The organism is Allomesorhizobium aridi (assembly GCF_043769475.1).
GTDB lineage: Bacteria > Pseudomonadota > Alphaproteobacteria > Rhizobiales > Rhizobiaceae > Allomesorhizobium.
The window spans coordinates 2,817,679-2,841,940 of the sequence record NZ_CP171729.1; the positions used below are offsets into that span (position 1 = coordinate 2,817,679).

At 62.8% G+C, this 24,262-nt stretch carries 18 protein-coding genes and 1 pseudogene; 3 read left to right on the forward strand and 16 right to left on the reverse strand.

Going from position 1 to position 24,262, the window contains the following annotated elements:
• Window positions 1–41: 41 nt before the first annotated feature.
• Window positions 42–1,293 (reverse strand): annotated as a pseudogene (locus ACG873_RS15955) (Zn-dependent hydrolase).
• Between the two features lie 77 nt (window positions 1,294–1,370).
• Window positions 1,371–2,699, reverse strand: a complete 1,329-nt coding sequence (locus ACG873_RS15960) for an aspartate aminotransferase family protein (RefSeq protein ID WP_394892976.1) — start codon at window positions 2,697–2,699, stop codon at window positions 1,371–1,373.
• A 240-nt stretch (window positions 2,700–2,939) separates the two neighbouring features.
• Between ACG873_RS15960 and ACG873_RS15965 the strand changes: the two genes are divergently transcribed.
• Window positions 2,940–3,584: a TetR family transcriptional regulator C-terminal domain-containing protein gene (locus ACG873_RS15965; protein WP_394892977.1), complete on the forward strand. Its 645-nt coding sequence runs from the start codon at window positions 2,940–2,942 to the stop codon at window positions 3,582–3,584.
• Here the strand turns inward: ACG873_RS15965 and ACG873_RS15970 are convergent.
• Window positions 3,581–5,353, reverse strand: a complete 1,773-nt coding sequence (locus ACG873_RS15970) for a cation:proton antiporter (protein ID WP_394892978.1) — start codon at window positions 5,351–5,353, stop codon at window positions 3,581–3,583. The genes ACG873_RS15965 and ACG873_RS15970 overlap by 4 nt on opposite strands.
• An 83-nt stretch (window positions 5,354–5,436) precedes the next feature.
• A complete protein-coding gene (locus ACG873_RS15975; RefSeq protein ID WP_394892979.1) occupies window positions 5,437–5,808 on the reverse strand; it encodes a DoxX family membrane protein in 372 nt (123 codons plus the stop codon).
• Between the two features lie 317 nt (window positions 5,809–6,125).
• Here ACG873_RS15975 and ACG873_RS15980 point away from each other — a divergent pair, with 317 nt between their 5' ends.
• On the forward strand, window positions 6,126–6,434 hold the full coding sequence (locus ACG873_RS15980; protein ID WP_394892981.1) for an EthD family reductase: 309 nt from the start codon (window positions 6,126–6,128) through the stop codon (window positions 6,432–6,434).
• 20 nt (window positions 6,435–6,454) lie between these two features.
• On the opposite strand, the gene ACG873_RS15985 is transcribed toward ACG873_RS15980, so the two are convergent.
• The 8 genes from ACG873_RS15985 to ACG873_RS16020 all read right to left on the reverse strand — a co-directional run bounded on the left by ACG873_RS15985 (window position 6,455) and on the right by ACG873_RS16020 (window position 16,337).
• The gene (locus ACG873_RS15985) at window positions 6,455–6,832 is read right to left on the reverse strand and encodes a DoxX family protein (RefSeq protein WP_394893541.1); all 378 of its coding nucleotides are present in this window, start codon (window positions 6,830–6,832) and stop codon (window positions 6,455–6,457) included.
• A 61-nt stretch (window positions 6,833–6,893) separates the two neighbouring features.
• Window positions 6,894–7,352 (reverse strand): carboxymuconolactone decarboxylase family protein, encoded by a 459-nt coding sequence (locus ACG873_RS15990; protein WP_394893542.1) that lies wholly within the window; start codon window positions 7,350–7,352, stop codon window positions 6,894–6,896.
• Window positions 7,353–7,363: 11 nt separating this feature from the next.
• On the reverse strand, window positions 7,364–7,882 hold the full coding sequence (locus tag ACG873_RS15995) for an RrF2 family transcriptional regulator (RefSeq protein WP_394892983.1): 519 nt from the start codon (window positions 7,880–7,882) through the stop codon (window positions 7,364–7,366).
• Between the two features lie 100 nt (window positions 7,883–7,982).
• A complete protein-coding gene (gene preA, locus ACG873_RS16000; RefSeq protein WP_394892985.1) occupies window positions 7,983–9,296 on the reverse strand; it encodes an NAD-dependent dihydropyrimidine dehydrogenase subunit PreA in 1,314 nt (437 codons plus the stop codon).
• Window positions 9,297–9,298: 2 nt separating this feature from the next.
• Window positions 9,299–10,663: an NAD(P)-dependent oxidoreductase gene (locus ACG873_RS16005; protein ID WP_394892986.1), complete on the reverse strand. Its 1,365-nt coding sequence runs from the start codon at window positions 10,661–10,663 to the stop codon at window positions 9,299–9,301.
• Window positions 10,664–11,350: 687 nt separating this feature from the next.
• On the reverse strand, window positions 11,351–12,025 hold the full coding sequence (locus ACG873_RS16010) for an isochorismatase family protein (protein ID WP_394893544.1): 675 nt from the start codon (window positions 12,023–12,025) through the stop codon (window positions 11,351–11,353).
• Window positions 12,026–12,045: 20 nt separating this feature from the next.
• Window positions 12,046–14,469 (reverse strand): GcvT family protein, encoded by a 2,424-nt coding sequence (locus ACG873_RS16015; RefSeq protein ID WP_394892988.1) that lies wholly within the window; start codon window positions 14,467–14,469, stop codon window positions 12,046–12,048.
• Window positions 14,470–14,798: 329 nt separating this feature from the next.
• Window positions 14,799–16,337, reverse strand: a complete 1,539-nt coding sequence (locus ACG873_RS16020; RefSeq protein ID WP_394892990.1) for a trimethylamine methyltransferase family protein — start codon at window positions 16,335–16,337, stop codon at window positions 14,799–14,801.
• A gap of 290 nt (window positions 16,338–16,627) precedes the next feature.
• On the opposite strand from ACG873_RS16020, the gene ACG873_RS16025 reads away from it, so the two are divergent.
• Complete coding sequence (locus ACG873_RS16025; RefSeq protein WP_394892991.1) at window positions 16,628–17,221, forward strand: hypothetical protein; 594 nt, start codon at window positions 16,628–16,630, stop codon at window positions 17,219–17,221.
• 196 nt (window positions 17,222–17,417) lie between these two features.
• Here the strand turns inward: ACG873_RS16025 and ACG873_RS16030 are convergent, their stop codons facing one another.
• The 4 genes from ACG873_RS16030 to ACG873_RS16045 all read right to left on the reverse strand — a co-directional run bounded on the left by ACG873_RS16030 (window position 17,418) and on the right by ACG873_RS16045 (window position 23,848).
• Window positions 17,418–19,892, reverse strand: coding sequence for a dipeptide ABC transporter ATP-binding protein (locus ACG873_RS16030; protein ID WP_394892993.1), 2,475 nt, complete (start codon window positions 19,890–19,892; stop codon window positions 17,418–17,420).
• A gap of 13 nt (window positions 19,893–19,905) precedes the next feature.
• The gene (locus ACG873_RS16035; protein WP_394892994.1) at window positions 19,906–21,057 is read right to left on the reverse strand and encodes an ABC transporter permease; all 1,152 of its coding nucleotides are present in this window, start codon (window positions 21,055–21,057) and stop codon (window positions 19,906–19,908) included.
• Window positions 21,058–21,059: 2 nt separating this feature from the next.
• Window positions 21,060–22,097 carry an ABC transporter permease gene (locus ACG873_RS16040; protein ID WP_394892996.1) on the reverse strand — a complete coding sequence of 346 codons (1,038 nt, stop codon included), beginning with the start codon at window positions 22,095–22,097 and terminating at the stop codon, window positions 21,060–21,062.
• A 95-nt stretch (window positions 22,098–22,192) separates the two neighbouring features.
• The gene (locus ACG873_RS16045; protein ID WP_394892998.1) at window positions 22,193–23,848 is read right to left on the reverse strand and encodes an ABC transporter substrate-binding protein; all 1,656 of its coding nucleotides are present in this window, start codon (window positions 23,846–23,848) and stop codon (window positions 22,193–22,195) included.
• Window positions 23,849–24,262: the final 414 nt, after the last annotated feature.

A 24,262-nucleotide genomic window follows, 5' to 3' on the forward strand; every position in this document is an offset into this window, starting at 1 on the left:
CCCTGTTCTTGTCGCGCGCTTCTGCGAGCGCGTTGACGCCGTTACTCAACAATCACCGCCGTTTCGACCACGGCGTGGAACAGCACGTCGCAGCCGGCGGCGGCCCATTCGGGGAATATCTCCTCGGCCTCGTTGTGGGAAAGCCCGTCGACGCAGGGACACATGACCATCGCCGTTGGCGCCACCCGGTTGATCCAGCAGGCATCGTGGCCGGCGCCCGAGACGATGTTGCGGTGCGAATAGCCGAGCCTTTCGGCCGCTTCTCGGATTGCCTTGACGCAGCCCTCGTCGAAGGTGACGGGATCGAAATGGCCGACCTGCTCGATCTCGAATTTTATGTCGAGCGCCTCGCAGATCGTGGCGATGCCGTCGCGGATGCGAGCATCCATCTCGTCGAGCACGTCCTTGTTGGGCGAGCGTATGTCGATGGTGAAGACAGTCCTGCCGGCGATGATGTTGCGCGAATTTGGATAGGCTTCCATGTGGCCGATCGCGCCGACAGCGTCCGGCTGGTAGTCCATCGCGATCTCGTGCACGAGTTCGGTGACCCGCGCCATGCCGAGCCCGGCATTGCGGCGCTTGGGCATCGGTGTCGACCCGGTATGGCTTTCCTTGCCGGTGAGCCGCACCTCGAGCTCACTTCAAACCCTGGCCGTGGGTGACCACGCCGATGTCGATCATCTCGTCCTCGAGGATCGGCCCCTGCTCGATGTGAAGCTCGAAGAACGCCTTCATCTTGCGGGCGCCGACTTCCTCGTCGCCCTTCCAGCCGATGCGCTCCAACTCGTCGCCGAAGCGCTTGCCTTCCTTGTCTTTACGATCGTACGCAAAGTCCTGCGTGTGCACACCAGCGAAAACGCCGGAAGCGAGCATCGCCGGTGCGTAGCGCGTGCCTTCCTCGTTGGTCCAGTTGGTCACGACGATCGGATGTTTTGTCTTGATGTCGAGATCGTTCAGGGTGCGGATGATTTCCAGCCCGCCCAGCACGCCGAGCACGCCGTCGAATTTGCCGCCGGTCGGCTGGGTGTCGAGGTGGCTGCCGACATAAACTGGCAGGGCATCCGGGTCCGTGCCCTCGCGGCGGGCAAACATCGTGCCCATCTGGTCGACGGCCATTTCGAGGCCGGCTTCCTTGCACCATTTCTGGAAGAGATGGCGGCCCTCGCCGTCCTCGTCGGTCAGGGTCTGGCGGTTATTGCCCCCGGCGACGCCGGGACCAATCTTCGCCATCTCCATGATGGAATCCCACAAACGGTCTGAATTGATTCGCAGATTCTCGCCCGGGGCGGCCATGCGCTTATCGTCCTCTCATTTCACTTCGCGGAAAGGTCGGCGGTTCCCGACGCCGACCTTCCTGTTCTTCCAGTGATTCATTCCACGAGACGCAACACCTCGCGCACGTGGTCGATCAACTCGTCGATTTGGCCTTTGGTGATGATCAGCGGCGGCGACAGCGCGATGATGTCGCCTGTGGTGCGGATCAGCGCGCCGCGCTCGAACGCTTTCACGAAAGCCGAGAAGGCGCGCTTGGTCGGGCTGCCGGCGATGGGCGCAAGTTCGATCGCGCCGATCAGGCCGATATTGCGGATGTCGATGACATTCGGCTCGCCCTTGAGTGAATGCAGCGCATCCTCCCAGTAGGGGGCGAGTTCGGCCCCGCGGGTGAGCAGGCCCTCTTCCTTGTAGGTGTCGAGCGTGCCGAGTGCGGCCGCGCAGGCGATCGGGTTGCCCGAATAGGTGTAGCCGTGGAAGAACTCGATCGTGTGCTCCGGGCCGGTCATGAAGGCGTCGTGGATTTCCTTTGTGACGAACACCGCGCCCATCGGGATGACGCCGTTGGAGACGCCCTTGGCCGTCGTAATGATATCTGGCGTGACGCCGAAATAGTCCGCCGCGAACGGCGTGCCTATGCGGCCGAAACCGGTGATGACCTCGTCGAAAATCAGCAGAATGCCGTGCTTGGTGCAGATTTCGCGCAGCTTCTGCAGATAACCCTTCGGCGGGATGAGCACGCCGGTCGAACCGGCCACCGGCTCGACAATGACGGCGGCGATCGTCGATGCGTCGTGCAGCGTCACAATGCGCTCGAGTTCGTTTGCGAGTTCCACGCCATATTCCGGCTCGCCGCGGGTGAATGCGTTCTTCTCCGGCAGGTGCGTGTGTGGCATGTGGTCGACGCCGGCCAAAAGCGTGCCGAACATCTTGCGGTTGGTGACGATGCCGCCGACCGAGATGCCACCGAAATTGACGCCGTGATAACCGCGCTCGCGGCCGATCAGCCGGGTGCGCGAGCCCTCGCCCTTTACCCGCTGATAGGCCAGCGCCATCTTCAGCGCCGTGTCCACCGATTCGGAGCCCGAATTGGTGAAGAACACATGCTCCATGCCGGCGGGCGCAATATCGACCAGCCGGTTCGCCAGTTCGAACACGATCGGATGGCCCATCTGGAAGGCTGGCGCATAGTCGAGTTCGGCCGCCTGGCGCTGGATCGCCTCGGTGATTTTCGGCCGGCAGTGGCCAGCATTGACGCACCAGAGACCGGCGGTGCCGTCGAGGATCTTGCGGCCGTCACTGGCCGTGTAGTGCATGTCCTTGGCCGCGACCATCATGCGCGGCGCTTGCTTGAATTGCCGGTTCGACGTGAACGGCATCCAGAATGCGCTGAGATCGTTCGGCGCGACATTCGTTCTGTTGGACATGACCAAGCCTTCCCTTGAATCCCCTGTTTCGATACGGCCAACGCTTGGTCTTGGCTGCGTTTTCGTGCTACGCAAATTTTTGACCGATTGGACAAACGTTAGCACCGCCAGATCGGCGGTCAAGGAAATAGTAGCGGAAATGGCCGGGCGAAATCGCGCTCCACAAGGCAGGTTGAACTGGTCCAGCCGATTGGGCCACAGAACCGATTTCGCTGCTATATCGCGAGGAGCGGCATAGGCATGGACACCAAGGCGCTCCGCCCGAGGACACGCATCCAGACGGAAAAGCGCGAACTTATCCTGGAGGCGGCGCTCGAGGTTTTCTCGGCGCACGGCTTCCGCGGATCGACCATCGACCAGATCGCCGAAGCGGCGGGGATGTCCAAGCCGAACCTGCTCTATTATTTCCGCCGCAAGGAGGAAATCCACGAGACGTTGATGCAGCGCCTGCTCGACACCTGGCTGGCGCCGCTGAAGGAACTCGACGATATCGGCGACCCGCTGACCGAATTGCGCAGCTACATCAGGCGCAAACTCGAAATGGCGCGGGATTTCCCGCGCGAAAGCCGGCTCTTCGCCAACGAAATATTGCAGGGCGCGCCGCGCATCAAGCCGATGCTGGAAGGTGAACTGAAAACCCTTGTCGACGAGAAGGCCGAGGTGATCAAGGGCTGGATGCGCGCTGGAAAGATCGTCAAGACCGATCCCTGGCACCTGATCTTCTCCATCTGGGCGACAACCCAGCACTATGCCGATTTCGACGTGCAGGTGCGCGCCGTGCTCGGCCCCGACCGCGGCGGCGACGGCCGCTTCGATGATGCGGCCCGGTTTCTGGAACAGCTATTTCTCGACGGGCTGAGGCCAAGGCCGGACCGGCTGGCCTAGCGATCCGTGGCCGCGGCCCCCTGGTCAAGCCGCTCGTCGCGATACTCCGAACCGTTCGCGGCAGCGCGGTTCATGGCGAGACGCTCTTCCGCCATCGCCTGCACCGCAGCCCGCACCGCCGGATGCCGCGACATGAAGAGCCTGAAGTCGCGCAGCGACAGAACGAGGAAGTTGCAGTAGTCGACGGCCGTTACGTCGGCGGTACGCGGATCGCCCGTGAGCAACGCCATTTCGCCAAAGAACGACCCTGCTTCGAGCTTCACGGCGGTGCCGTTGACGTCCACCTCGACGGTTCCGGAAACGACGAAATACATCGCGTCGCCTTTCTCGCCGACGCGCACGATCCGGTCGCCCGGCGAGGCCGCCTTCGGCACGAAGAGCAACAGCAGTTCCTCCTGATCATCGGGCTTGATTGCCTTGAACAGCGGGAAGGTCTCGATGAACTCCGTAATCTTGCGGGCCTGCTCGTGCTCACGCTTCCTGGCCTGAACCTGGATGCGGTCGAGTTCCACGGCCAGCACGCGTCCGCGCCGCTTGCCGAAATTGGCCGACCACTGCGGGAAGCGGCCGCTTATCCACCGCTCGAGCGCCTCCGCCGTGGCAAAGGCAAGCGGATTGATGGTGATGGCCAGGAGTGCGGCTGCGAGGATGAGGCTCTGGCCCTCCTTGGTCACCAACCCGTAGGCGGCGCCGAGTCCAGCGAGAATGAAGGAAAACTCGCCAATCTGCGCGATGCCCGCCGCTACGCCGAGCGCCAGCCGGACCGGATAGCGCAGCGCAAGGATGAGCAGGAAAGCACCGATCGGCTTGCCTAAGGCTATGACCGCAACCACTGCGAGCACCTCAAGGGGCTTTTCGACGAGGATGGCCGGTTCGAACAGCATGCCGATCGAGACGAAGAACAGGACCGAGAAAGCGTCCTGCAGCGGCAGGGAATTGGCCGCGGCGCGGTGGCTGAGCTGCGACTCGCCCATGATCACGCCGGCGAAGAACGCGCCGAGCGCGAAAGACACTCCAAAGGCTGCCGCCGAACCGAAGGCGATGCCCAGCGCCAGCGCCAGAACCGAGAGCGTGAAGAGTTCGCGCGACCCGGTGCGCGCCACCTTTATCAGGATCCAGGGCACGATCCTCGGCCCGATCAGGGCTGCAACCAGCGCAAAGCCGGCGACCTTCGAGAGCGTGAGAAGAATCGTGAGGGCGATTGGCGCGCTCGAGGTCCCGCCGCCTGCCTCGGCATTTCCGCCCATGGTCTCGGCGAAGGCCGGCAGCAACACCAGCGCCAATACCATCGCCAGGTCCTCGACGATCAGCCAGCCGACCGCGACCCGTCCCTGAGTCGACTGAAGGAGATTGCGCTCCTCCAGCGCCTTGAGAAGCACCACTGTGCTCGCAACCGAAATGCACAGTCCGAAGACGATGCCGTGGCCGGTGTTCCATCCCCAAAGCCAGCAGAGGCCGAAGCCGAGCAGGGTTGCGAGCAGTATCTGACCCAGGGCGCCTGCCAAGACCACTCCGCGCACGGCGAGCAGGTCGGAAGCCGAGAAATGCAGGCCGACGCCGAACATCAGGAGAACGATGCCGATCTCCGCGAGTTGCCCCGCCATAGCCGCATCGGCCACGAAACCGGGCGTAAAGGGTCCGATGAAGATGCCGGCGACGAGATAGCCGACCAGAGCCGGCAGCCGCAGCCGGTCGGCCAGATAGCCGAAGATGGCCGCCAGCACGAAGCCGATGGCAATCGTTGCGACAAGGTTCACATCATGCGGCAAGGCTCGACCTCAACAGTCTTGCTCCCCTTCTGTCGGCGCAAGTTGGTGTAGTCAAACTATTTTCGCCGCTTGTCCGACCCAAATCAGCTAACGTCGGCCATGACGAGAAGCAGGCCGGCGGCCAGCGTTATGTTGACCAGGGTGAGGTATAGATGCGGGTCGCGCTCCTTGCCCCGGAACAGAAAAAGATTGTGGTAGAGCGAGGTCGCCAGAACGAGAAAGACGATGAGTGTGATCGCCGCCGGCACGGTCCAGACACCGAGGATCAGCGCCAGTCCGCCGAGCAACTGCACGGCGAAACCCGCCGCCATGATCGGCGCGGGCAGCTTCCAGCCGTAGTTGGTTGCGCCCTCCCGCCGTTCGCCGAAATGCAGCAAATTGCGGATGCCGGCGATAAGGAAGAAGCCGCCGAACACTAAGCGTCCGATGGTCATCAGAACTGCAGTCGTCGTCATTTGCGTACTCCCCTTCAGTCTTCCGATAGCCGGTTAGGTCCATGAGTGGAAGGGGCGGCCGTTCAACGGCCCGATGCTATGCCGATTTCGACGTGCAGGTGTGCGCCATGCTCGGCTCCGACCGCGGCGGCGACGCCGCCGCATTTGAGGGCGTCACGCACTTCGAACAGCTTTTCGCGGATGCGTTGCAACCGAAGCGCTGAACTCCTCCTACTATCGGTCAGACCGGCGGTTTCAGCTTGTGTTTGGCAGCCGTTGCACGCAGCCTTGCGGCGGGCGCCAGACACCGGAAATGCGACAGCGCGAGGAGGAAACCGATGGCGAAGCTCGTCGTTCTCTACAAGACACCCAAGGATACCGCCGCGTTCGACCGTTATTATGCTTCGACCCACATTCCGCTGGCCAGGAAAATTCCCGGCCTGCGGAGCTACGACATCAGCGACGGCGCCGTCGCGACCCCGGCCGGACCGTCGGGCGTGCACCTCGTGGCGACGCTCACCTTCGCTTCCATGGCGGACCTGCAGAAAGGCCTTGCCTCGCCCGAGGGCCAGGCGGCGGCGGGCGATCTCGCCAATTTTGCCGACGGCGGCGCGGACCTCCTCATGTTCGAGGCCAGGGACGCCTGACGTTCAGCGCCGGCGTATTTTCAAGATGCGCTGGCGATAACGACGAGAAAGCCGCCGATCAGCGCGATATTGCCGACGACGCCGTTGATCTTCGCCGCCCGTTCCTGGCCCTGATGATCCCAGAAATTGTGGAACATCGGTGTGCCGACGAGCAGGAAGAGGATGAGGCCCAAAGCCGCGGGCGCTGTCCATATGCCGGCGATCAGCAGCGCGCCGGCCGCGATTTGCAGGACTATGCCGAGCCACAGCATTGTTCGCGCCTGTGGCACACCGCGCGCCGACATGAGCTGCGTCAGCAAGGCCGCGTTGAGAATATTGCGAATGCCGGCAAACACGAAGGCGCCCCCGAGCAACAGGCGCCCGGCGAAAATAATCTCTACTGAAAGATCTGCACTCATCATCTTGTTCTTTCGATGAAAAATGGCCCGAGGCAGCAAAGCCCCAGGCCTGATCGGATGCTTACGCGGCGTTCGCCGCCGGCATCGGATGGACGGCATGGAAGCTGACGCAGAGCCGATTCCAGATGTTGATCATGCCCGTCGCCACCGTAAGCTTGGTGAGTTCCTCTGCGGAGAAATGCTGGAGCGTCTTCTCGTAGAGTTCGTCCGCAACCCCGGCTTCGGCGATCCTGGTCACCGCCTCGACCCAGGCAAAGGCCGCGCGCTCGCGATCGGTGAACAGCGGCGATTCCTTCCATGCGGAGACAAGATAGAGCCGCTGCTCGGTCTCGCCGTCCGCGCGCGCCTCGCGGCTGTGCATCTCGACGCAGAACGAACAGCCGTTGATCTGCGACGCCCGCAGCTTGATCAGATGGAGCAGGCTTTTTTCGAGCCCGCATTCGTCGACCGCCTTGTTGAGCGTGACGACCGCCTTGATCAATTCCGGCGCCTGACCATAGAAATTCAGCCTGGGCTTCATCTTCATTCCTTTCACTTCCTGCTGGTTGAAACGGATTTCTGCGGCCGCTGATGGCGCTCGACGAAAGCGCAGCCTGCGGCGACCGAACGCGGATCGGCTTCGGTCATGAAGTTTTGCACGATGTCGGACAGGCGCTCGCCGGCGAGTGCGGAGCGATACGCCTTTTCAGCCCTGAGCATCGCGGCATTGATGCCGCACGGCTTCACATAGGCGGACCGATCCAGCTTCACCGGGCCGTTCTGGCGGATTTCACCGCAGCGAAAGGCAGGCTCCGGCCCTTCCACCGCCAGCACGATATCGAGCAGCGATATGCGGTCGGCCGGACGCGCAAGCCTGTATCCGCCATAAGGCCCCGGTACCGATTCCAGAATGCCTGCCGCCGTAAGCGCATTGAGGTGCTTCAGCAGGTAGCTCGGCGACAGGCCGAACTGCTCGGCCAGCGCGCCGCCCGGTATGGTGCCCTCGCCTTCCACACTGACCAGCGTTGCGGCGCAATGGATCGCCGCTTCCACGCCCTCGCTCAGCTTCATCTGGTTGACCTCTTATTCATGGATATTCACTATCCTGGATATTTTATATCGTCAATAGGCATGTAAAAAAGGCGCGGAGGAACCGCGCCTTTGAATCCATCTACTCCGCCGCGACCTTGGCCATCGGGTTGTTCGGGTGCTGCGTCCAGTTGGCGTAGACCGGCGAAACCGGCATGCCCGTGCGCTTATCCATCACACCGGCGGCCAGCGGCTCCAAGGTGATGCAGTTCTCGACCGGGCAGACATTGACGCAGAGATTGCAGCCGACGCACTCCTCTTCGATGACCTCGAAGTGACGCACGCCATCCACCATCGCGGTGATCGCCTGGTGCGAGGTGTCCTCGCAGGCGATGTGGCAGCGGCCGCATTTGATGCAGGCGTCCTGGTCGATATGCGCCTTGGCGACGTAGTTGAGGTTGAGATATTGCCAGTCGGTGACGTTTGGCGTCGCGCGGCCGACGATGGCGTCGAGATCGGCGTGGCCCTTCTCGTCCATCCAGTTCTCCAGACCGGCGATCATCTCCTGGACGATCTTGAAGCCGTAGGTCATCGCCGCCGTGCAGACCTGCACGTTGCCGGCGCCGAGCGCCATGAATTCGGCAGCGTCGCGCCAGGTGGTGATACCGCCAATGCCGGAAATCGGCATGCCGCGCGTCTCCGGATCGCGCGCGATCTCGGCCACCATGTTGAGCGCGATCGGCTTGACCGCCGGGCCGCAATAGCCGCCATGGCTGCCCTTGCCGTCGATCGATGGATCCGGCGAGAAGCTGTCGAGATCGACCGCCGTGATCGAGTTGATCGTGTTGATCAGCGACACCGCATCGGTGCCGCCGGCAAATGCGGCCCGCGCCGGCTTGCGCACATCGGTGATGTTGGGCGTGAGTTTGGTGATGACCGGCATGCGGGTGTTGGCCTTGCACCAGCGCACCACCATCTCGATGTATTCCGGCACCTGCCCGACCGCGGCGCCCATGCCGCGCTCCGACATGCCGTGCGGACAGCCGAAATTGAGCTCGATGCCATCGGCCTCGGTTTCCTCGACCAGCGGCAGGATCGCCTTCCAGCTTTCCTCCACGCACGGCACCATCAGCGAAACGACGATGGCGCGGTCGGGCCATTCCTTTTTGACCTGCTTGATCTCGCGCAAATTCACGAACAGGTCGCGGTCGGTGATGAGCTCGATATTGTTGAGGCCGAGCAGGCGACGGTCGGCGCCCCAGATCGCGCCGTAACGCGGGCCGTTGACGTTGACGACAGGCGGCCCCTCCTCGCCGAGCGTCTTCCACACCACGCCGCCCCAGCCAGCCTTGAAGGCGCGGATGACGTTGTAGGCCTTGTCGGTCGGCGGCGCGGAGGCGAGCCAGAACGGGTTCGGCGATTTGATGCCGACAAAATTGTTGCGGAGATCTGCCATGCTCATGCCCTCCCGTTCGAGGTAAGTGCCCGGTGGATGCTTTCTGCCGCGTCGCGCCCCTGCGCGACGGCCGATACTGTCAAATCCTCGCCGCCGGCGATGCAGTCGCCGCCGGCCCAGACTTTCGCCAGCGAGGTGCGGCTCTCGGCGTCGACGGCTATCTTGCCGCCGTTCATAGCGATTGCCGCGCCGCTACCGTTCAGGCCGGCCGGATCGAAGGTCTGGCCGATCGCCTTGAAAATCTGGTCGGCCTCGATATGCATCGTCTGCCCGGTGCCGATCAGCTTGCCGTCGACCAGTTCGGTGTATTCGAGTTCGATGCCGGCGGCCTTGCCGAACTGCACCACGACGCGTTTCGGCTGCAGCCAATGGCGGATGACCACTCCTTTCGAGGTCGCCAGATCCTGCTCGAACTCCGACGCGTTCATGTGCTCTTTGCCGCGGCGGTAGCAGATCGTCACCTCCTCGGCGCCGAGCAGTTTCGACTGGACCGCGGCGTCGATCGCCGTCATGCCGCCGCCGATGACGACGACGCGGCGGCCGACTTCCAGTGCCGCCAGGTCCTGAGCCTGCCGAAGATCAGCGATGAACTCGACAGCGTTTTCGACGCCCTCGCTGTCCTCGCCCTCGGCCCGGAGCGCGTTGATGCCACCAAGGCCCATGCCGAGAAAGACGGCATCGTAGGTCGCGGTCAGGTCGGACAGGAAATAGTCGCGGCCGAGCGCCTTGCCTTCAACGATGTCGATACCGCCGATGGCGGTGACGTAATCGACTTCGGCCTGGGCAAAATCGTCGGTCGCCTTGTAGGCGGCGATGCCATACTCGTTGAGCCCGCCTGCCTTAGGCCGGGCTTCGAGCACCGTTACTTCATGGCCGTAGCGAGCCAGGCGATGCGCGGCGGCGAGGCCAGCGGGACCGGCGCCGACAACGGCTATCTTTCTGCCGGTGGGGGCGGCGCGCTCGTAAAACTGCTTGTCTTTCGCCATGGCGACGTCAGTGGCGTAGCGCTGGAGCCGACCGATCTGCACCGGCTTGCCTTCCGCAACCTCGCGCACGCAGACCTCCTCGCACAGCGTCTCGGTCGGGCAGACGCGGGCGCACATGCCGCCCAGAATGTTCTGGTCGAAGATGGTCTTGGCCGAGCCGAGCGGATTGCCTGTGGCGATCTGGCGGATGAAAAGCGGGATGTCGATGGAGGTCGGGCACGCATTCATGCACGGCGCGTCGTAGCAGAAATAGCAGCGGTCGGCCTCGACCAGCGCCTCATGATGATCGAGCGGCGGGTGCAGGTCCGAAAAATTCTCGGCGTATTTTTCCGGCGCGAGCCGGCCGCCGGCTATGCCTTCCCTGAATAGACCTTCGGCCATTTTCAGAATTCCCCATTTATTGGTTTTGAGGAAGGCTAGCACGTTTTGTTTTTTTATCAATCGGTCAAATTTTGCCAAGTAACTGGGAAGGCTAGATAATATGAGTATTACTGTCATGTTTATCGGAGCCCGGTTGGTGGCGGCGTCCTTCATCGTTGCCACGCTGCCTTTCGGCCCTGGCCATTGCGAGAGCCCTTCGACAGGCTCAGGAGTCGGGAAGACGGGCGGGCAGGAAAGCGCCGCACGAATTCGTAAGAAAAGAACAGGCACTCCCATGCCCGCCCGTCCGGTGTCTGTCGCCCCAGTCGACCGGTCACGCGCCCCGCTCCATGTTCTTTCCATGGACAATGACGCGCGGATGATCCGCCTTCCGTTCACGAAGCCTTGACGCTTCGCTCGGAATGCCGGCCCGTCGGACGCCCTCGGAGACGTGGATACCGAACCCACGCCGGGAGGTCACCGCCGTTCTGCCTGACACCCGGTGCGCACCAGGTCCCGCCAGAACGGTGAGGAGATTATGCACGAGGCGCAGGATGTGTGAACAAATCAGGCTGCGAAAAATTTTCGAACGGCTGTTATACCATTGATCCGCAACAGTTATTTTCGAGAACGAGCCGGAATGGAGGTCGATTCTGTCCACACCCACCGTCTTGGCCAGCGCGCATTGAGCGCGCCAGCAGCCGGCGGTCAAAGTGCGTCGAACAGCCGGGCCGCGTTGTCGAAGGTGAAGCGAAGCGGCACCGGACGGTCGGGCTGCCAGGCCTCGACGGTCTCGCCGGCCATCATAAGGCAGGCCGCGGCAGTATCCGTTACGGCGCCGCCATAGAGCCGGTTCGCGAGGTTCAGGATGCCGGTCTGGTGCATGGCGACGGACCCGCTGGCGCAGGCGTCCTTGACCAGCACGACGCGAAAGCCGAGTTTCAGCGCCGACTTCACGCTGGCATCGACGCAAGCCTCCGTCCACACGCCGCAGACGAACAGCCACTCGATGCCCGCCGCCTTCAGCTCGTCGCCCAGGCCGGCGCCGAAAGCGCTGGCCTCCGACTTGACGACGAGCCGCTCCCCATCCATTGGCGCAACTTCCGGGCAGATGGCCGTCAGCGGATCGTCCTTGTCGCTGAAGGCCGAACGGCCGTTCGGAAGTTTCGGATGATGAGGAAGCGACGCGGTGACATCGACGATATAGGCGAAGTGATAAAGCAGGATCGCATTGGCGCGCGCGGCATCCTGCAGAAGCCGGACGTTCGCAATGACGCCGTCGAAGCCTACGGCCAGAAGCCGCTGGTCCTGGCGATGCTCTTCCTGCAGGTCGATGCAGAGCAAGGCCGACCTGCCGGCCGGAGTTGAAAGAGGCTTTCTCAGGGACTCTAGGATCTGCCTGCTCATCCGCGCATCCGCTCGAGATTGGCGTCGAACAGCGGCGCGGGCTGGAGACGCGCGGCGTGGCGCTTGCCCAGCAGCTCGATCTCGAATCCGCCCGCCTCGTCGGCGATCTCCTTCGGCACGTAGCCCATGGCGACGGAGGCTCTCGAGCCGTGCGCGTAGCCGCCGGAAGTGACCCAGCCCCTGACCGCGCCGTTGAACCAGATCGGCTCGTCGCCGATCACGTCCGCATATTCGGCCTGCATGATGAACGCTCGCAGGCGCAGTCTGCCGCCCGTCCGCCTTTCCTCGATCGCGGCCGCCTTTCCGATGAAATCGGCGTCCTTGGAATAGGCGACGAAGCGGTCGAGCCCGGCTTCGAGCGAGCCGTAGATCGGGCGGTATTCGCGCGCCCAGGAACCATAGTTCTTTTCCAGCCGAAGGGCGTTGAGCGCACGTGAACCGAACAGGCCGATGCCGAACTCTTCACCTGCCGCCATCAGCGTGTTGAAGACGGCGCGCTGGTATTCCGGCTCGACCCAGATCTCGTAGCCGAGATCGCCGGTGTAGCTGACGCGGCCGACGAGACACGGCGCCATGCCGATGTCGATCTTCGTGATGTCCATGAACTTGAAGGCGGCTGCGGAAATGTCCGCCCGCGTGACCTTGGCGAGCAGGTTTCTCGCATTCGGCCCGGCAACAGATAACCCGGTGAGTTTCGCGCCCAGCGCTTCGATCACGACAGAACCATCCTTCGGCAGATGCTTTTCGAACCAGCGCATGTGGTACTGTTCGGCGATGCCCGAACCGGCAATGAACCAGCCGTCGTCGAGATTGGCGAGCGAGAAATCGCCGATGAGCTTGCCGTCCTCCTTCAGCATCGGGGCGAGCGTCATGCGGCCGGGCTTCGGCAGCTTGCAGGCAAGCATCCTGTCCAGCCAGGCCTCGGCGCCCTGCCCCAGCACACGATATTTGGCGAAGTTCGATATTTCCGACAGGCCGACGCGCTCCCGCACGGTGCGCACCTCGTTGGCGACATGCTCGAAATCGGTCGAGCGCCGCCACGAGAACTCGTCCTTGACGCCCTCGGGCGCGTACCAGAGCGGCACTTCGAGACCGTAGGACACGCCCCATTGCGCGCCTTTGGCCGACAGCAGGTCGTAGACCGGCGTGGTCTTGAGCGGTCGGCCGGCAGGCAATTCCTCGTTGGGGAAGCGGATGGAAAACCGGCGGGAATAGTTTTCTCGCACTTTTGCGTTGGTATAGGCCATGGAAGCCCAGTCGCCATAGCGCGACACGTCCATCGCCCATATGTCGGCGCCCGGATCGCCATGGATCATCCAGTTGGCCAGCGCCAGGCCGACGCCGCCGCCCTGGGAAAAGCCGGCCATGACGCCGCAGGCGCACCAGAAGCCCGGCAGCCCACGCACCGGGCCGACCAGCGGGTTGCCGTCAGGCGCGAAGGTGAACGGGCCGTTGATGATCTGTTTTATCCCCGTGTTCTGGAAAGCCGGGAAGTGGCGGAAGCCGACCTCGAGCGACGGCGCGATGCGGTCGATGTCCGGCTCCAGAAGCTCATGGCCGAAATTCCACGGCGTCTGGTGCTCCGACCACGGTTTTCCTGCCTTCTCATACGTGCCCATCAGCATGCCGCCGCGCTCCTGGCGGAGATAGAGCTCGCCGTCGAAGTCGACCGCATGGATGATCTCGGTGCCGGTCTTGTCGTTCCAGGCCTTCACCTCGGGCATGTCCTCGGTGATGAGGTACATGTGTTCCATGGCGAGAACCGGCAGTTCCAGCCCGACCATGCGGCCGACCTCGCGCGCCCACAGGCCGCCGGCGTTCACCACATGCTCGGCGACGATCTCGCCCTTGTTGGTGATGACGCGCCATTTGCCGTCCGGCAACTGCACGATGTCCTCGACCTTGGTGAAGCGCTCGACTTCGGCGCCGAGTTTCCGCGCGGCCTTGGCGTAGGCATGGGTGACGCCGGACGGGTCGAGATGGCCGTCCTCGGAATTGCGCACCGCGCCGACGAACTGCTTGGGATCCAGCAGAGGCATCAGCTCGGCCGCCTCTTTCGCCGAGATCTCATCGAGGTCAAGTCCGAGATAGCGGCCCTTGGCGACAAGGCCACGCAGCCAGTCCATGCGGGCCTCGGTGGCGGCAAGCAGCACGCCGCCGGTGACGTGCACGCCGGTCGCCTGGCCCGAAAGCTCCTCGATCTCCTTGTAAAGCTCGATCGTGTATTTCTGCAGCTTGGCGACGTTGGGATCGCCGTTGATCGTGTGCATGCCGCCGGCGGCGTGCCAGGTGGAGCCGGAAGTAAGCTCGTCGCGCTCCAGAAGCACTACATCGGTCCATCCGTGCCTGGCCAGGTGGAACAGCACCGATGCGCCGACAACGCCTCCGCCTATGACCACGACCTGTGTGTGCGATTTCATGATTTTCTCGTTGTTTCAGTGGGTTGGGACAAGAATGGGAAGCAAGATGGCAGCTCGTTGAATCAAGACCTCAGGTTTGGACCGCAGCGCATTGCGTGAATGTCACGGCATGGATCCTAGGGTCTCCGCGACGGCCTTCGGCCTGCTCCGCCCTAGGATGACGAATGCAAAAGGGTCCCCGGCTAATCGCCAACCTTGGAGATTGGCGGAAAACGCCCATCCATTCGTCATCCCAGGGCGGAGCAGGAGCGAAGCGAACTGTGCAGACCCTAGGATCCATGCCGTAGCCTCTCCGCTTCGGCCGCGGTCCAGAAAACGCGCCCGCACCCTCACGGCTCGCCCGCCCCGATCTCTTCCTTGCGCCTCGCGACATACGCCTCCAACTCCTCGCGCACGGAAATATCCATCGCCGGCTCGACATATTCCTCCAGCGCTTTCTTCCACAGGCGCGTCGCGCGGGCCGTGGCATCCAGCCCACCGGCTTCCTGCCACGCCTCGTAATTCTGCCAGTTGGACAGCATCGGCTGGTAGAAGGCAGTCGAATAACGCTCCAGCGTGTGCGGCTCGCCGAAGAAATGGCCGCCGGTCGGAACGCCGCCGAGCGCGTCGAGCGCGAGTTCGCCCTCGTTGACCTCGATGGGGCGCAGGAACTCCATCATGTGCTGGATCATCTCGACATCGATAATGAACTTTTCGAAGGACGCGGTGAGCCCGCCTTCCTGCCAGCCGGCGGCGTGGTAGACGAGGTTGCCGTGGCCGAGCACCGCGCCCCATAGCGCCATCATCGTCTCGTAGGTGCCTTGAGCGTCGGCAGCGTTCGAGGCGCTGCCGGGGGTGGTGCGGTACGGGAGAGAATAACGGCGGGCGAGCTGGCCCGAGGCGATGTTGGCCTTGGTGTTTTCGGGCGTGCCGAAGGCCGGCGCGCCCGAGCGCATATCGACATTCGAGGTGAACGCGCCGTACATCACCGGCGCGCCGGGGCGGACAAGTTGCGTCAGCACGACGCCGAACAGCGCCTCGGCGTTCTGCTGCGCGAGCGCGCCGGCAAGCGTCACCGGGCTCATCGCGCCCATCAGCGTGAACGGCGTGACGGCGACGGACTGGCCGAATTCGGCCATGGTCATCAGCCCTTCCGACATGGCATCGTCGAAGCGGCGCGGCGAGTTGACCGAAATGATGGTGGTGACGCCGGGGTCGCGCGCCAACTCGTCGATCGTAATTTTTCGCGAAATCGCCATCATCGCAATGCCGTCGAGCGCCCTGCCCCGGCCTATCGCCGAGACGTGGAAAGCCTTGTCGGTCAGGGTCAGGTTGGCGAAATAGGTGTCGAGATGGCGCGAATTGGCCGGCATCTCGACCGGCGCGCAGACCTGGTTGCCGATCATATGGATGCAGTTGAAATGCTGCGCCAGCCGGACGAGGTCGGAATAATCGCGAAGATTTCCGGCGCGCCGGCCGCGTTCCATGTCGTGGACGTTGGGCGGGCCGGCGACGAGGGTGAAATTGATTGAATTGCCGCCGAGATGGATTGTCCGCTCGGGATTGCGCGGGGTGAGCGTGTAGCTGGATTGCGTCGTCTTCAGCGCTTCATCGATCAGGCCCCGGTCGAGCCACACCGTTTGCGTCGCGTGATCGACCTTGGCGCCGGCCTTGTCGAACAGCGACAGCGCCCGTGCGCTCATCACCTCGATGCCGAAGTTTTCCAGAATGTGCATCGAGGCTTCGTGGATCGCCTCGATCTGGTCGTCCGACAGCAGCGCCATCGGCGGATAGGGATTGCGCACGCTGCGCAACGGCAATTGCGGGATTGCGGCTGGTCCGCGGTTGCTGGTCCGCTCGGCGCCGCGCTTTCGTCTGGGTTCGGTCATGCCGCCATTTGATAGACCGCTGTCGCGCTCGGACTGTCAGAAAAGCGCCCCTTCCGGACGAGATTTTATCTGCGGCGGCACCTCTTGGACGACACTTTCACTGCAGCGTCATGCCATGTCGCTTTTCCGAGCTTAGGTTTTGGATGCTGGAAATTGGTTGTCTCCGGCTCTTTGCACGAGGGCAGCGCTGGTTTTTCGAAGGTCGCGCGAGAACGGCAAGGTGCGGCACCGCCGCATGGTTAACCCCGCCCGCAAGATTCCTTTTATGTTTTGCGCCTAAAGCTGGCGCGATGCGTGTGTCGAGTTTTAGTAAAATTGTACCGGTCGCCCTTGGACTGGCGCTGTCGGCCTGCGCCACCGCCCCAAGCCACATCAACGATGTGTGCGCCGTGTTCGAGCAGAACGACGGCTGGATCAACAATTGGCACCGCGAGGCCAAACAGGCCGAGCGCAAGCATGGCGTGCCGGTTCCCGTGCTCATGGCGACGCTTCGCAAGGAATCCGGTTTCAAGAGCAACGCCAAGCCGCCACGCACCAAGCTGCTCGGCTTCATACCATGGAAGCGCCAGTCCAGCGCCTACGGCTATTCGCAGGCGCTGGACGGAACATGGACGCAATACAGGACCGAAACCGGGAATTTCGCCGCCCGGCGCAACAGTTTTGCCGACGCCGTGGATTTCGTCGGCTGGTACCATTCCAAGACGGCCGACACATACGGCGTCGCCCGCAACGACACGTTCAATCTATACTTGGCCTACTATGCCGGCTGGGGCGGCTACAAGCGGGGCGACTGGCGCAGCAATGCCAGCCTGCAGCGCTACGCCCGCGACACCGAAGCAATGGCGCAGAAATACGCGGCGCAGCTGGGGCAATGCGGCGAGTAGGCGTCGACCTCAGTTAACGCAAGCTCGGAGCCCCTCAAGCGTGAAAGACGGCTGAACCTTACCTGCAGCCAATCGGGACAAACTCTGTTTCTCCAATGGCGAGGCATGCCTCAACGTTACCAAATCAAAGCCGGTTCAACTCTGTCCAATACGGCACTTTGAGAGCTGACGAATCCCTTCGATCCCACCTGCACCACTATTTCTTCTTCTTCGCCTCTTCCTCGTTTTCCTCTTCGGTCGGCTCGAAAGCAGAAGGCACGTCGGCGTCGTCGGCCTGCCTGCCGTCGCCTACCTGCAGCGGAGTGGCGGGCAGCGCCGAGGAAGGATCCGACGGATCGATGTCGGCGCCCTGCCCGCCGGTGTCGTCGCGAACCTCCTCGCGGCGGGCACGGGCCGAGGCCTCGGTTTCCTGGGCTGCCGCGCCGGCCATGCCAGCTTCGGGGGTTGCAAGCTTGCCGTGCGGACGCTGGGGCGGAGCGCCCGCGAAGCCAGGATTGGCGCCCTTACCCTCCGGCCGTAGCGGCGCGTCTTCGGGAACCGGATCCGACACCGGAGCTGTGTCCTCGCCCTTGGCGAAGCTGATCACCGGCTCCATCGTCGCCAGAACGTCGTCGTCGAGCCAGCACAGGCTGCGATGTCCCCCGCCGAGATCCTTGAACGGCGGCAACTCCGTCTCGCAGAGATTGTCCGGAACGAGATGCTTGCGCGGGCAGCGGGTCTGGAAAGGGCAGCCGCTCGGCGGGTTCATCGCCGAGGGAATATCACCTTCGAGCACTATGTGCTTCTTCACCACGGAAGTGTCGGCGATCGGGATCGCCGATAGCAGCGCCTCGGTATAGGGATGATAGGGCGGCGAGAATATCTGGTCGGTCGTGCCCTGCTCGACGATGTGCCCGAGATACATGACCACGACGCGATCGGCGATGTAGCGCACAACCGACAGGTCGTGGCTGATGAACAGCATCGTCGTCTTCGACTCGCGCTGGATATCCATCAGGAGTTCGGTGACGGCTGCCTGCACCGACACGTCCAGCGCTGACACCGGCTCGTCTGCCACCACCACCTGCGCTCGGCCGGCAAAGGCGCGCGCCACGCCGATGCGCTGCTTCTGCCCGCCCGAAAGCTGGCGCGGCATGCGTTCGGCGAAAGCGCGTGGAAGCTTGACGAGATCCAGCAGTTCCAGCATGCGCTGCCGCCGCTCGCCGGGGTTCCTGCCGACGCCAAATTTTTCGAGCGTGCGGATGATCTGCGAGCCGACCGAATGGCTGGGGTTCAGCGTGTCGAACGGGTTCTGGAACACCATCTGGATCGACGAGACGGTCTTCACGTCGCGCTCCTCGATCCCGGTCGACTGGATTTCGCTGTTGCCTAGCGTGACCGTACCCGAGGTCGCCGTCTCCAGGCCAAGCAGTACCTTGGCGAGGGTCGACTTTCCGCAGCCGGATTCGCCGACGATGGCGACGGTCTCGGATTCGCGCGCCTCGAAGCTGACCGCCTCGTTGGCTTTGACAACGCGGCCCTCGCCGCTGCCGCCAAAAATCTCGTTGGCGGAAACCTTGTAGTATTTTTTCAGATTGTCGATCTTGAGAACGGGCGCGCCCGGCGTTACCGGCTCCTTCCGCGTCTTGGCGCCTTCCGGCACCGCCGACCAGTCGATCTCGTTGAAGCGCACGCAGCGGCTGAAATGATTGTCGTGGCCGGCGACCGGGATCATCGGGATCTCGGCGGCGTTGCAGACACCCTCGACGAAATGGTGGCAGCGCGGGCCAAAATTGCAGCCCTTCGGCCGCTCGTGCGGCAGCGGCAACTGGCCGGGGATCGAGATCAGCGGCCGCGAATTCTTGTCGGCGCCCGGCAGCGGGATCGAGCGGAACAGCCCCTGCGTATAGGGGTGGCGCATGCGGTCGAAGACATCCTTGATGTTGCCGGTCTCTACCGCCTCGCCCGAATACATCACCGTGATGCGGTCGCAGGTCTCGAGGATCAGGCCGAGATTGTGCGACACGAAGATCATCGACGTGCCGAACTCCTTGCCCAGCCCCTTGACCAGTTCGACGATGCCGGCCTCGACGGTGACGTCGAGCGCGGTCGTCGGCTCGTCCAGAAGCAGCAGCGCCGGCTTCGACAACAGCGCCATCGCGATGACGATGCGCTGCTGCTGGCCGCCCGAAAGCTGGTGCGGATAGGATTTCATCATGCGTTCGGGATCGGGCAGCCGCACTGATTTCAGCATGGCGAGCGAGCGATTGTAGGCTTCCTCCTTCGACACCTTGTCGTGGAGCAGCGGCACTTCCATCAACTGCTGGCCGACCTTCATGGCCGGGTTCAGGCTCGCCATCGGCTCCTGGTAGATCATCGCGATCTTGTTGCCGCGGATCGCCTGCAACTCCTCCTGGGACATATCGCCCATGTCGCGGCCCTGGAATTTGATCCGGCCGCCGACGATTTTGCCGATGTTGGAGAGGTCGCGCATGATGCCGAGCGACACCGTCGACTTGCCGCAGCCGGATTCCCCGACGATGCCCATCGCCTCGCCGGGCATGACCGTGCAGGAGAAATCCATGACGGCCGGTATCTCGCCGCGGCGCGTGAAGAAGGAGATGGAGAGGTTTTCGATCTCGACGATCGGCTGAGCGTCTTTGATGTTCGTGGCTTTGACGGCTTCGTTCATCTGGGGACTCCCGTCAGTCTTTCATCGATTGTTCGCGCAGCGCGTCGGCGAGAAGATTGAGGCCGAGCACGAAGGACATCAGCGCGATGGTCGGCGGCAGCGCCGGGTGGATGAAGGAGCGCAGGAGCCGGCTGGCGTCCTTGATCGCGGTTCCCCAGTCCGGGCTTTCCGGCGCCAGCCCCAGGCCGAAATAGCCGAGCGTGCCGAGCAGGATGGTGGTGTAGCCGATGCGCAGGCACGCATCGACGATCAGCGGCCCCCGCGCGTTGGGCAATATCTCCCATAGCATGATGTACCACGGGCTTTCGCCGCGCGTCTGGGCGGCGGCGACGTAGTCGCGCGTCTTGATGTCCATGACCAGGCCGCGAACGATGCGGAATACGCCCGGGCTCGACGCGAACACCACGGCGACGAAGATGTTGAGCTGGTTCGGTTCGATCGAGACGATGCCGAACGGGTCCGCATCGAAGACCAAGCCGGCATAGATCCAGCCGCCGATCAAAAGCGTCAGGCCGATCTGGATGTAGACGCGGTCGGGGCGGTTCTTGAAGCGCGTGTAGAACAGCGCGGAAAAGAAGATGATCGGGAACAGGAAGAACAGTCCGGCCATGCCGTAGGGGATCGGCGTCTCCATGATGCCCGGGGTCACCAGCAGGTAGAAGAGCAGGATGACGGGGAATGCCAGCACCAGATTGGCCAGGAACGAGAGCACCGAATCGATGCGTCCGCCATAGTAGCCGGCAGGCAGCCCGAGCGTGATGCCGACCATCAGCGCGAACGCGGTGGCCGCCGGCGCGATGATCAGCACGATCTGGCTGCCATAGACCATGCGGGAAAACACATCGCGCGCCAGCTTGTCGCCGCCGAACAGATAGACCTGGCCGGATGCGGCGTCGATCGCGCCCGGCATGGCGTCCTTCATGATCGGGATTTGCGCCAGCGGATCGAAAGGGGCGATCGTGCCGGCGAAAATCGCCGTGAACAGCCAGAAGAAGCAGATGCCGACACCGACAATACCGACGCCCGAATCGAACAATTGTCCGTAGAGACCAAGCTTCTTCTTGTATGCGAAGCTTGCGCCCATGATGATCGCCAGCGCCAGCCAGACCGGCCAGAAGCGGGCGAGAACGCCGAGAAAGACCTGGAATCCGCCGATATGCTCCATGCCTACTGCACCCTTATGCGTGGATTGAGATAGGCGTAGCCGACATCCGAGATCAGCTGCGTGAACAGCACCACGAACACCGACACGAGCGAGCAGCCGAGCAGGAGGTCGATGTCGTTGTTGCCGGCGGCCTCAACCAGCGTGTAGCCAAACCCTTGATAGCGGAACATGACCTCGACGATGACGACGCCGGTCAGGAGCCACGGGAACTGCAGCATGATGACGGTGAACGGCGCAATCAGCGCATTGCGCAGCGCGTGCTTGATGACGACGCTGCCGAAGCTAAGCCCCTTGAGCCGGGCCGTGCGGATATATTGCTGCGTCATGACCTCGACCATCGAGGCCCGGGTCATGCGGGCGATGTAGCCGATGCCGTAGATCGCCATGGTCATGACCGGCAGGGTGAAATTGTAGAAGGTGATGCCCTGCCCCGTCGCCGAGGCGGCCGAGCCGTTCAGCCAGCCGAGCCATGAGGCGAAGATGACCGTGAAGATAACGCCCGAGACATATTCGGGCGTGGCTGTCGTGGCGATGGACGCCACGGAGAGACTTCGGTCGGTCCTGGTGCCTTCGCGCATCCCGGCCAGAATGCCGATGAGAAGCGAAATCGGAACCATCGTCACCATCACCCAGAACATCAGGATACCGGTGGCGCCGAGTGCGGGGAACAGCTTCGCGGCGACAGTGGTCTTGAATTTGGTCGAGCAACCGAAATCACCCTGGAGTACGCCAGAGAAGCGCGTCTCCGCGGGCTCGTTGCAATAGTTGAAGCGCGACACGGCCTTGCCGGTCGCGGGATCGATATTGGGATATTTGGGCCAGACGCCAAGCCACTGGCCGTAGCGGACGAAGAAGTTCTGGCGGTAGCCGTTCTTGACCAGCCAGCTTTCGATATGCTCGTCCGACGAGCGCATGTCGAGCTGACTGATCGACAGCTTGCGCAGGTTCGGCTCGAGATTGATCATGAAGAACACGACCATCGTCAGGCACAGCATGGTCATCACCATGGTGCCCAGACGGCGCAAAACGAAAGCAAGCATGTTCGCCCCCTGCCAGTCGGGTTGGGGTCAGATGCGATCAACCCATGAAAGTGTGGAGGGGAGCATGACGCTCCCCTCTCGACATTCGTTGCGGATCAAGCTTCGTCGAGCCAGACCTTGCCGAAATCATGCTCGAAGGTCGGGTGCATGCCGTGGTTCTTCACGGAAGCGGCCGAGTGGTTGTAGAGCTTGCGCCAGTAAGGCTGGATGATGATGCCCGAATCCTGCAGGATCTTCTGGATGTCGGCCATGACCACCTTGCGCTTCTCGGCGTCGGCGATGGAAAGCGCTTCGCCGATCTTGGCATCAAGATCCGGATTGGAGTAGGCGGCCTCATTCCATGCCTCGCCGGTGCGGTATGCGATCGAGATGACCTGGATGCCGAGCGGACGCATGTTCCAGTTGGTCATGGAATATGGATACTTCGTCCAGTCGTTCCAGAAGGTCGAGCCCGGCAGAACCGTGCGCTTGACCTTGATGCCGGCCTCGCGAAGCTGGGCGGCGATCGCATCGCCGGTGTTCTTGTGCCAGTCCTCGTCGACCGTGATCAGGTCGTGCTCGAAATCCGCCTGGCCGGCTTCCGCCATCAGCGCCTTGGCCTTTTCCATGTCGCGGGCGACCTTGGGAAGTTCCACATATTCCGGGTGGATCGGGCAGACATGGTGGTTTTCGGCCACCTCGCCGGCATTGCCGTAGCCGAGCTGGAGCACGACCGCGTTGTCGACCGCGAGCTGCAGTGCGTTGCGCACCTTCTGGTCTTCATAGGGCTTGTTGGCGACGTTGGTGCGCGCCACGATGGTCGAGGCGGTCACGACCTCCGACGTGGTGAGCCCGACGCCCTCGAGGATCGAGACATAGTCGGCGGTCGTCTCGTGGTTGGTGTGGACCTCGCCGGCCTCGAATGCCGAAACCATGGCCGAGGGATCGGTGCCGTAGTCGATGAACTCGACGCCGTCGAGCATGACGTCGCCGCCCCACCATGCGCCGTTCTCGCGGCGTTTGTAGACGACCTTCTGGCCGACATCGTAGGAGACCAGTTCAAACGGGCCGGTGCCGATGGGATGCTGGGCAAAGTTGGCGCCCTTTTCGTCGAAGGCGCGGTGCACGATCAGGCCGGGATAGTCGCATAGGTTCGGGATGAGCCCGATGTCCGACTTGGTCAGGGTGAGCTTCACCGTGTGGTCATCGACCTTGGTGATAGAGCCTTCGCGCAGCTTGCCCGTAGCCTCGTCGACCAGCGTGCCGAGGCGGCCGGGCATGGAATTGCCCTCGGCGCTCTTGTCGGCCCAGCGCGTGAAATTGTAGATCACATCGTCGGCGTTAAATGGATCGCCATTGGTCCAGGTGACGCCCTGGCGAACTTTCAGCGTATATTCGGTGGCTTCGTCGTTCACTTCCCAGCTTTCGATGAGGTAGGGCTCGAACGTGAAGTCGCGCGTGTATTTGACCAGCGGCTCGAGAGTCTGGCGCTGGGCGTTGGCGATCTCGGACCAGTCTGCGGTGCGCGGATCCTTCGGATCCTTGATCGACATGGCGACCTTGATGACGCCGCCTTTCTTGGGAGTCTCCTGCGCGACGGCAGCCGTCGGCGCGGCAAGCCCGATCATACCGTAAGCCATCGCCGTCGAGGCGCCGAACACGCTAGCCATCGCAAGAAATTCGCGGCGATCTATGCCGCCCGCCTTCACGCTTTCCGCCATCTTGACGATGTGATCCGGAACGCGATCCCCATTACTCTTGTAGAACGTCATCGCAAACTCCCATTGTTGGCTTTCTGCCGATTATCATTCCGCATCCGGCCAACGATGTCAAAGAAAGGCCGGGTTGGGAACCCCGCTGCGGAATGTGCAACTTTGATTGGGAAGCAGTTCGCGCGAATGCGACAACGTTGGCGCAAAATTGCTATTGCGCGGCGGATTCGGGCGGAATCTTTCGTCAAATTAAACTGTGACATTCGCAGCGGTTTCGACAGCGCCAGAACGGCAAGCCCGTGATGCCACCGGCATCGACGCGCGCCGACCATGCGGCCGGCGGGCGTATGGCCATCCGTTCGCCGATGCGCTAATTCACAACCTGAGCTTGAAATAAATCGGCGCAAGTCCACCGGTCATTCGCAAAGCGGCCACAATCGGCAAATCAGATTTGCCGCGCGGCGAAAGATCATT

What these genes read in the sequence shown, in the direction of transcription:
- ACG873_RS15985 (WP_394893541.1), bottom strand. Translation starts at nt 6,832, where the DNA reads ATGAGTGCAGATCTTTCAGTAGAGATTATTTTCGCCGGGCGCCTGTTG.
- ACG873_RS16025 (WP_394892991.1), top strand. Translation starts at nt 16,628, where the DNA reads ATGCGTGTGTCGAGTTTTAGTAAAATTGTACCGGTCGCCCTTGGACTG.
- ACG873_RS15990 (WP_394893542.1), bottom strand. Translation starts at nt 7,352, where the DNA reads ATGAAGCCCAGGCTGAATTTCTATGGTCAGGCGCCGGAATTGATCAAG.
- ACG873_RS15960 (WP_394892976.1), bottom strand. Translation starts at nt 2,699, where the DNA reads ATGTCCAACAGAACGAATGTCGCGCCGAACGATCTCAGCGCATTCTGG.
- ACG873_RS15965 (WP_394892977.1), top strand. Translation starts at nt 2,940, where the DNA reads ATGGACACCAAGGCGCTCCGCCCGAGGACACGCATCCAGACGGAAAAG.
- ACG873_RS15980 (WP_394892981.1), top strand. Translation starts at nt 6,126, where the DNA reads ATGGCGAAGCTCGTCGTTCTCTACAAGACACCCAAGGATACCGCCGCG.
- preA (WP_394892985.1), bottom strand. Translation starts at nt 9,296, where the DNA reads ATGGCAGATCTCCGCAACAATTTTGTCGGCATCAAATCGCCGAACCCG.
- ACG873_RS16030 (WP_394892993.1), bottom strand. Translation starts at nt 19,892, where the DNA reads ATGAACGAAGCCGTCAAAGCCACGAACATCAAAGACGCTCAGCCGATC.
- ACG873_RS16005 (WP_394892986.1), bottom strand. Translation starts at nt 10,663, where the DNA reads ATGGCCGAAGGTCTATTCAGGGAAGGCATAGCCGGCGGCCGGCTCGCG.
- ACG873_RS16040 (WP_394892996.1), bottom strand. Translation starts at nt 22,097, where the DNA reads ATGCTTGCTTTCGTTTTGCGCCGTCTGGGCACCATGGTGATGACCATG.
- ACG873_RS16045 (WP_394892998.1), bottom strand. Translation starts at nt 23,848, where the DNA reads ATGACGTTCTACAAGAGTAATGGGGATCGCGTTCCGGATCACATCGTC.
- ACG873_RS16035 (WP_394892994.1), bottom strand. Translation starts at nt 21,057, where the DNA reads ATGGAGCATATCGGCGGATTCCAGGTCTTTCTCGGCGTTCTCGCCCGC.
- ACG873_RS15975 (WP_394892979.1), bottom strand. Translation starts at nt 5,808, where the DNA reads ATGACGACGACTGCAGTTCTGATGACCATCGGACGCTTAGTGTTCGGC.
- ACG873_RS16015 (WP_394892988.1), bottom strand. Translation starts at nt 14,469, where the DNA reads ATGAAATCGCACACACAGGTCGTGGTCATAGGCGGAGGCGTTGTCGGC.
- ACG873_RS16020 (WP_394892990.1), bottom strand. Translation starts at nt 16,337, where the DNA reads ATGACCGAACCCAGACGAAAGCGCGGCGCCGAGCGGACCAGCAACCGC.
- ACG873_RS15995 (WP_394892983.1), bottom strand. Translation starts at nt 7,882, where the DNA reads ATGAAGCTGAGCGAGGGCGTGGAAGCGGCGATCCATTGCGCCGCAACG.